Origin of the sequence: Pacificibacter marinus, assembly GCF_018860505.1 — a bacterium.
In the GTDB taxonomy this organism is placed as follows: Bacteria; Pseudomonadota; Alphaproteobacteria; order Rhodobacterales; family Rhodobacteraceae; genus Celeribacter; species Celeribacter marinus_B.
Window position 1 is genome coordinate 26,505 of record NZ_JAHKPU010000050.1, and the last position, 7,490, is coordinate 33,994.

The 7,490-nt window shown below is 52.0% G+C and carries 7 protein-coding genes; all 7 read left to right on the plus strand.

Annotated elements, in window-relative coordinates:
• The first annotated feature begins 13 nt into the window (after positions 1–13).
• The 7 genes from KO503_RS17625 to adh all read left to right on the plus strand — a co-directional run bounded on the left by KO503_RS17625 (position 14) and on the right by adh (position 7,287).
• A complete protein-coding gene (locus KO503_RS17625; RefSeq protein WP_215992862.1) occupies positions 14–310 on the plus strand; it encodes a YrhK family protein in 297 nt (98 codons plus the stop codon).
• The gene (gene pheT, locus KO503_RS17630) at positions 307–2,700 is read left to right on the plus strand and encodes a phenylalanine--tRNA ligase subunit beta (protein WP_215992863.1); all 2,394 of its coding nucleotides are present in this window, start codon (positions 307–309) and stop codon (positions 2,698–2,700) included. The genes KO503_RS17625 and pheT overlap by 4 nt, the downstream gene beginning before the upstream one ends.
• Before the next feature lie 113 nt (positions 2,701–2,813).
• Complete coding sequence (locus tag KO503_RS17635) at positions 2,814–3,257, plus strand: YtoQ family protein (protein WP_215992864.1); 444 nt, start codon at positions 2,814–2,816, stop codon at positions 3,255–3,257.
• Between the two features lie 283 nt (positions 3,258–3,540).
• Positions 3,541–3,969 (plus strand): large conductance mechanosensitive channel protein MscL, encoded by a 429-nt coding sequence (mscL, locus tag KO503_RS17640; RefSeq protein ID WP_215944375.1) that lies wholly within the window; start codon positions 3,541–3,543, stop codon positions 3,967–3,969.
• Between the two features lie 169 nt (positions 3,970–4,138).
• Positions 4,139–4,597 carry an Lrp/AsnC family transcriptional regulator gene (locus KO503_RS17645; protein WP_215992865.1) on the plus strand — a complete coding sequence of 153 codons (459 nt, stop codon included), beginning with the start codon at positions 4,139–4,141 and terminating at the stop codon, positions 4,595–4,597.
• Positions 4,598–4,685: 88 nt separating this feature from the next.
• Positions 4,686–5,636 carry a GAF domain-containing protein gene (locus KO503_RS17650; protein WP_436836519.1) on the plus strand — a complete coding sequence of 317 codons (951 nt, stop codon included), beginning with the start codon at positions 4,686–4,688 and terminating at the stop codon, positions 5,634–5,636.
• 130 nt (positions 5,637–5,766) lie between these two features.
• Positions 5,767–7,287: an aldehyde dehydrogenase gene (adh, locus tag KO503_RS17655; RefSeq protein WP_215992867.1), complete on the plus strand. Its 1,521-nt coding sequence runs from the start codon at positions 5,767–5,769 to the stop codon at positions 7,285–7,287.
• Positions 7,288–7,490: the final 203 nt, after the last annotated feature.

A 7,490-nucleotide genomic window follows, 5' to 3' on the forward strand; every position in this document is an offset into this window, starting at 1 on the left:
GCTGTGACATCATATGAAACTGTTTGATACAAAATTCCACGAAATGGACGACGACAGTCGTCGCGTTTATGCGCTCTACGAGATGGCCCACACTGTGGTCGATCTTGGGGCGGCACTGTGCTTTATTGTCGGATCGTTCTTTTTCTTTTCCGATGATCTGCAATATGCTGGCACGTGGCTTTTTGTCGTCGGATCGTTTCTATTTGCCGTAAAACCAACACTGCGCTTTGCGCGCGAACTTAAATTGCTGCGTCTTGGCAGGCTTTGTGCCGCCGATCAGCCTGCCTATGACGAAAAGGACACCCTATGAAATTCACAGTCTCATGGCTCAAAGAGCATTTGCAAACGGACGCGACTTTGGACGAAATCCTCTATGCTTTGACGGATCTCGGTCTGGAAGTTGAAGGGGTTGAGAACCCTATGGATGTGTTCAAAGATTTCGAGATCGCGAAGATCACCCATGCAGAACAGCACCCAGACGCGGACAAATTGCGTGTATGTAAGGTGCAAGCGGGTACAGGTGAGACGCAAATCGTTTGTGGTGCGCCAAACGCACGCGAGGGGATCACTGTCGTGCTGGCCAAGCCGGGGACTTACATTCCGGGTTTGGATATCACGATTTCTGTCGGCAAAATCCGTGGCGTTGAATCGTTCGGCATGATGGCGTCGGAAAAAGAACTTGAGCTGTCGGATGAACACAACGGTATTATCGAGCTGCCATCTGGCACAGTGGGGCAGTCGTTTGCCGATTACTTGGCCGAAACAGACCCTGCCAAAGTGGACCCTGTGATTGAAATCGCCATCACGCCAAACCGCCCTGACGCTTTGGGTGTGCGCGGTGTGGCGCGTGATTTGGCAGCGCGTGGTTTGGGCACATTGAAACCTTTGAAAGAGGTCTGCGTGGCGGGCAGCTTTGCCAATCCGATTTCCGTGACCATTGAAGAAAGCGCAAAAGACAGCTGCAAAGTTTTCGCAGGACGCCTGATCAAAGGTGTTAAAAACGGCCCATCACCTGCGTGGTTGCAAGATCGTTTGAAAGCCATCGGGTTGCGTCCGATTTCCAAACTGGTCGATGTGACGAACTTTTTCACCTACGACCAAAACCGTCCTTTGCACGTGTTTGACGCGTCCAAAGTCGATGGCGGTTTGACAATTCATCTGTCCAAAGGTGGCGAGGAATTGGTAGCCTTGGATGAAAAGACCTACACCCTGCCAGAGGGCGTGACGGTGATTTCATCAGGCGGCAAAGTCGAAAGCATCGCGGGCATCATGGGCGGTTTGGAAACAGGCTGCACGGACGAGACCACAGATGTGTTTTTGGAAGCCGCATTCTGGGACACCATCGCGATTGCCAAAGGCGGCCGTGCGCTGAAAATCAATTCCGACGCGCGCTATCGCAACGAGCGGGGCATCGATCCGGCTTACAACATGCAAGCCATTGAGGACGCAACGCAGATGATCCTTGATCTATGTGGTGGTGAGGCCTCTGAAGTGACTGTGGCGGGTGAAGTGCCTGACGTGTCGCGGGCTTACAAACTGGATACAGACCGCGTGCAAAGCCTTGTTGGAATGGAAATTTTTCCAGAAACCCAAATCGCGACGCTGACGGCGTTGGGGTTTGTCATGGATGGTGACATGGCGCAGGTGCCATCGTGGCGTCCTGACGTATTGGGCTCGGCTGATTTGGTCGAAGAAGTCGCGCGTATTGCGTCTTTGACCTCGCTTGAGCCAAAGCCGTTGTCGCGCCCCATCGGGATTGCCAAGCAAATTCAAACACCGATGCAAGTACGCGAAAGCATGGCCCGCCATACGGCAGCCGCTTTGGGGTACAATGAATGCGTGACCTATTCCTTCGTGGATGAAAAATCTGCGACACTGTTCGATGGTGGTTCTGATGCGGTGAAATTGGAAAATCCGATTTCATCAGAAATGAGCCATATGCGCCCTGATCTTTTGGTTGGCTTGTTGCAAGCTGCCAGCCGCAATCAGGCACGCGGGTTCAACGATTTGGCGCTCTTCGAAGTCGGTGCTGCCTTTCATGGCGGCGAGCCGGGCGAACAACACGTGCAAATCGGCGGCCTTTTGGTTGGCGCAACTGGTCCAAAAGACGTGCATGGCGCGCGTCGCGACGTGGATGTGTTTGACGCGAAAGCTGATGCCGAGGCGGTTTTGTCCTCGATTGGCGCCCCTGCGAAAGTTCAAATTTTGCGTGATACGCCCGCATGGTTCCATCCTGGTCGGTCCGGCAAAATCTGTTTGGGTCCGAAAAAAATCTTGGCGCAGTTTGGTGAAGTGCACCCAAAAACGCTTAAAGAAATGGGCGTCAAAGGGCCTGCTGTTGCCTTTACGATTTTCCTTGAGCAGCCACCATTCCCACGTGGGAACAAAGTGGCACGCGCTGCGTTTTTTACCAATGATCTGCAGGCAGTTGAGCGCGATTTTGCCTTTGTCGTCGACAAATCGACAGCGGCTTTGGATTTGGTGAACGCGGCCTTTGGGGCTGATAAAAACCTGATCGCTGACGTGCGTGTCTTTGATGAGTTCATCGGTGGCAGCTTGGGCGAAGACAAAAAATCGCTGGCCATCACTGTGCGTTTGCAGCCCGCCAAAGAGACGTTGAAAGAGAAAGACATCGAAGAGGTCTGCGCCAAGATCATTGCCAAAGTGGAAAAATCCACCAAGGCTGTGTTGCGCGGTTGATCCGGTCTTTCAACTGCTCTGTAAGCTGACTAAATTTTCAGGGCGCGGCTTTTGCTGCGCCCTTTTCCAATGGGGCCACCCCGAGCTGATCCAAACGATAAGGAACGTGATCAATGAAAGTCTATTTGTCCGGCGAAATTCACACCGATTGGCGTGATCAAATTGTTCAAGGTGCGCGTGGGTTGAATGTCGAATTCTCAATGCCTGTGACTGATCATGCTGCGTCAGATGATTGCGGTGTAGCGATTATGGGGGCTGAAACAGATAAGTTTTGGCATGACCACAAGGGCGCTAAACTGAACGCGATCCGCACACGCAGTGCGATTGAGGCGGCGGATGTTGTGGTCGTGCGTTTTGGCGATAAATACAAACAATGGAATGCGGCTTTTGACGCGGGCTATGCGGCAGCTCTTGGCAAATCGTTGATCGTGATGCACGGGGCAGACCATCAACATGCGTTGAAAGAAGTGGACGCTGCGGCATTGGCCGTCACCGAGACGCCGCAACAGGTTGTCGATATTCTGACCTATGTGCTTACAGGGAATTTACCTGCATAGATTTTGAAACATACAGTTACGACCAAATTTATTATGACCCTACATTGAGTGACCGCAATGTAGGGTTAATTTGTGAAAGAAGCGTCCCAGTCAAAGTTCGTTGTGCGTTGTGTTGGATTTTAGAGTGTTCTGATGCATGTGAGCGTTGCGTCAAAGTTCCAGCAGGCGGCTAGAAATATGGGGAGTTTTGCGCAAAAATTAACCTCCCGTCTCTGTACGTCATTGTGTTATGCAATGTATGTACACGCGCTAAAAGACGCGTATAAAATGCATGAGGGAAGAAATGCTAAAAGAATTCAAAGACTTCATCGCCAAGGGCAATGTCATGGACATGGCCGTTGGTATCATCGTTGGTGCTGCTTTTACAGCCATCGTTAAATCTATGGTCGCTGATTTGATCAACCCAATCATTGGTGTATTCACCGGTGGCCTTGATTTCACCAACCGCTTTGCGGTGATTTCTGGTGACGTTGCTGCTGGCACAAGCTTGGAAGCCGCTCGCGAAGCTGGCGCGTCCGTTTTTGCCTACGGTTCATTCATCATGGCTGTTATCAACTTCTTGATCATCGCATTCGTGGTCTTCATGCTTGTGCGCTACGTCAATAAAGTAAAAGCCGCGACTGAAACACCTGTCGAAGAAGCGCCAGCTGCGCCAGAAGGCCCAAGCGAACTCGACGTTCTGTTGGAAATCCGCGACTCTTTGAAAAAGTAAGGGCACCGCTTTTCGCCATATGTAAGGCCCGCAAGCATAGGCTTGTGGGCCTTTTTTGTTTTGAAACACGGGCGAAAGATCATAGCTTGGCTGTCCCTGTCTTGCGTTTGTAAAGTGCGCATGGGATGTGTATGTGTGTTTTGACGTAAAATCAGGATAACTTTGACCTATGCCCCAAATTGACGAGACAGATCGCCGAATTTTGCGCATTTTGCAAAAGAAGGGCCGCATCTCAAACGCGGATTTGGCGGTGGCTGCCAATGTGTCCAGTTCTGCCTGTCACAGACGCGTGCAAAGACTTGAGGCCGATGGTGTCATTCGCGATTATGTGGCTCTGTTGAACCCTATTCATTTGGATCGCCGGTCGACCTTATTTGTCGAGGTGACGTTGACATCGCAAGCCGATGACGTGTTGGCGGAGTTTGAAAGAGCCGTTCAACTGGTGCCGGATGTGCTGGAATGTCATTTGATGGCGGGTGCCGCAGATTACATGCTCAAAGTGGTTGCCGCTGACACAGATCATTTCGCAAAAATCCATCGTAATCTGGTGCGCCTTCCTGGTGTCGTCAAAATGCAGTCGTCCTTTGCTATGCGCACCGTCTTTAAGACCACCAGCCTGCCAGTTTGACGCGTGGTCTATTGATACATTGCTAAATGCCTTGGCATTCGCATAGGATCGGGTTGGTGATCGTTTGCGTTGTGGAGGAGGCAAACCGATGTCATTGGACAACCATACGGAGCAGGTATTGAATGCGGTCGAGTCGCGATCCGCGGCGTCGAGGCTAACGGCGTCGTGGCGACGGTCTATGGTCAAGCATGGCTTGGACCCGTCCCACCGCAAAAGCCCCCACCGCCACGAGATGAGCCAAGTCATACGCCGTTGCGAAGAACTAGGCGCATTTTTAGAAATAGCGAAACCAAAGATAGACCAATTGTTTCAAATGGTGGGAAACACTGGGTGTTGTGTGTTGTTGACGGATGACCAAGGCGTTGTTTTAGACCAAAGGTCCACAGATGCGGATGCCGAAATATTCAACCGCTGGGGGTTATGGTCCGGTGCGGATTGGTCCGAAAGCTCAGAGGGCACCAACGGCATTGGCACCTGCCTTGCTGAGGAACGCCAAGTGACCATTCATCGTGATGAACATTTTTTCACCCGTAATACGGGAATGTCTTGTATGGACGCACCGATTTTTGGACCGGATGGCGCATTGATCGGTGCTCTGGATGTGTCGTCATGTCGTGCGGATCAAACAGAATCCTACACGCGGTTGATCGGTAATGTCGTGATGCAGGCCGCCAAGCAGATTGAGACGGAGGCCTTTCGCGCGGCCTTTCCAAAAGCGCGCATTATTGCAGCCCCTGACGCACGTAGTGACGGCGCGGTCTTGCTCGCCGTGGATCAAGACGATTTGGTCATCGGAGCCACGCGCGCAGCAAGGCGACTGTATCAGTTAGAGCAGGGCGGTGTTATGACCCCCATGCCTGCCTCTGATATTTTGGGGCGTGACAGTGGTATGTCTGCATTGGAACGTGCTGAGCGTGCGGCGCTCAAGCGGGCGATTGCACGGGCTGGAGGCAATGTGTCGGCAGCAGCACGCGAGCTTGGGATTGGCCGTGCGACACTCTATCGTCGGATGAATCGCCTCGGAATCGGGGAATCTTAAATAACCTGTCTCACCCCTGAGACACTGCTGCGCTGCAGCGTTCTTTGGATGGGGTGACGAGGATATCTGAGCGGGCCATGTTCTCATGTAACCGAGATGGAGGATCTCGGATGTCAGAGGAGGACATATCATGAATGTAATGACCCAAAGCGATCTCAAGTACACATCGCCTTTTAAAACCCGCTACGACAACTTTATCGGCGGTGCGTTTGTTGCCCCCGTCAATGGGAAATACTTCGACAACATCACTCCGATTGATGGCTCTGTTGTGTGCGAAGTTGCCCGCTCAGACGCTGATGATGTCAATTTAGCTCTTGATGCCGCACATGCTGCCAAAGTGGCTTGGGGCAAAACATCTGCGGCGGAGCGGTCTAACATCTTGCTCAAAGTCGCGGACCGTTTGGAAGAAAACCTCGATCTGTTGGCGCAGGCTGAAACATGGGACAACGGTAAGCCGATCCGCGAGACAACCTTTGCAGATATTCCGCTCGCGATTGACCACTTCCGCTATTTCGCAGGGGTATTGCGTGGTCAAGAGGGCTCAATGTCCGAGATAGACGCAGACACGGTTGCCTATCATTTCCATGAACCTTTGGGGGTTGTGGCGCAAATCATTCCTTGGAACTTCTCTATCTTGATGGCGGCGTGGAAATTGGCGCCAGCATTGGCCGCTGGCAACTGTGTTGTTATGAAGCCAGCTGAACAAACTCCCGCGGCCTTGATGGTGGTCGCAGAATTGATCGCCGATCTTTTGCCTGCGGGCGCACTCAATATTATCAACGGTTACGGCGGCGAAGTTGGTGCGGCATTGGCCACGTCCACGCGCATTGCCAAGATTGCATTCACCGGGTCCACGGTTACCGGTAAGAAAATCATGGCCGCAGCGACAGAGAACTTGATCCCTGTGACGCTTGAACTGGGGGGGAAATCCCCGAACATCTTCTTCTCAGACATCATGGCCGCAGATGATGCGTTTTTTGACAAAGCCATTGAAGGTTTCGTTCTGTTTGCCTTCAACCAAGGCGAGGTCTGTACATGTCCATCTCGTGCGCTGGTACAAGAGGACATCTATGATGCCTTCATGGCGCGTGTGATTGAGCGAGTGAAAGCGATCAAGCAGGGTGACCCCCGTGAAATGGACACGATGGTCGGTGCGCAGTGTTCCCAAATGCAACAAGACAAAATCTTGTCCTACTTTACCATCGGTCGTGAAGAGGGGGCTGAGGTGCTTGTGGGCGGTGCGGCTGCTGATGTTGGAAAAGACTTGGAGAACGGGTTCTACATTCAGCCAACCATCTTTAAAGGCACCAACGACATGCGTGTGTTCCAAGAGGAAATCTTTGGCCCAGTTGTGTCTGTCACAACATTCAAGGATGAAGACGAAGCTTTGGCGATTGCCAATGACACGATGTATGGCCTTGGCGCTGGCGTCTGGTCACGCGATGCGAACCGGTGCTTCCGCTTTGGTCGCGCGATCGAGGCAGGTCGCGTTTGGGTGAACAATTACCACGCATACCCCGCGCATGCGGCCTTTGGTGGGTACAAGCAGTCCGGCATCGGACGCGAGAACCACAAGATGATGTTGGATCATTACCAGCAGACGAAAAACATGCTGGTCAGCTACAACCCCAACAAACTGGGTTTCTTCTAAGATCTCCTCCCATGGAGCGCATTTCGGTGCGCTTCATGTCTTTCCGACTCGCCAGATTGTGCAGTGATTCCAGTTTTTGAGTGACCTATGGCGTGCAGAACTCTCTAAAGATCAAAAAATACGCGCATCGGGGTTTGAGTTTCTGCTGATAGAGTTCGCAAATATCCCTTTAAAATAACCACTTACGCATTTTTTCAAGAAAG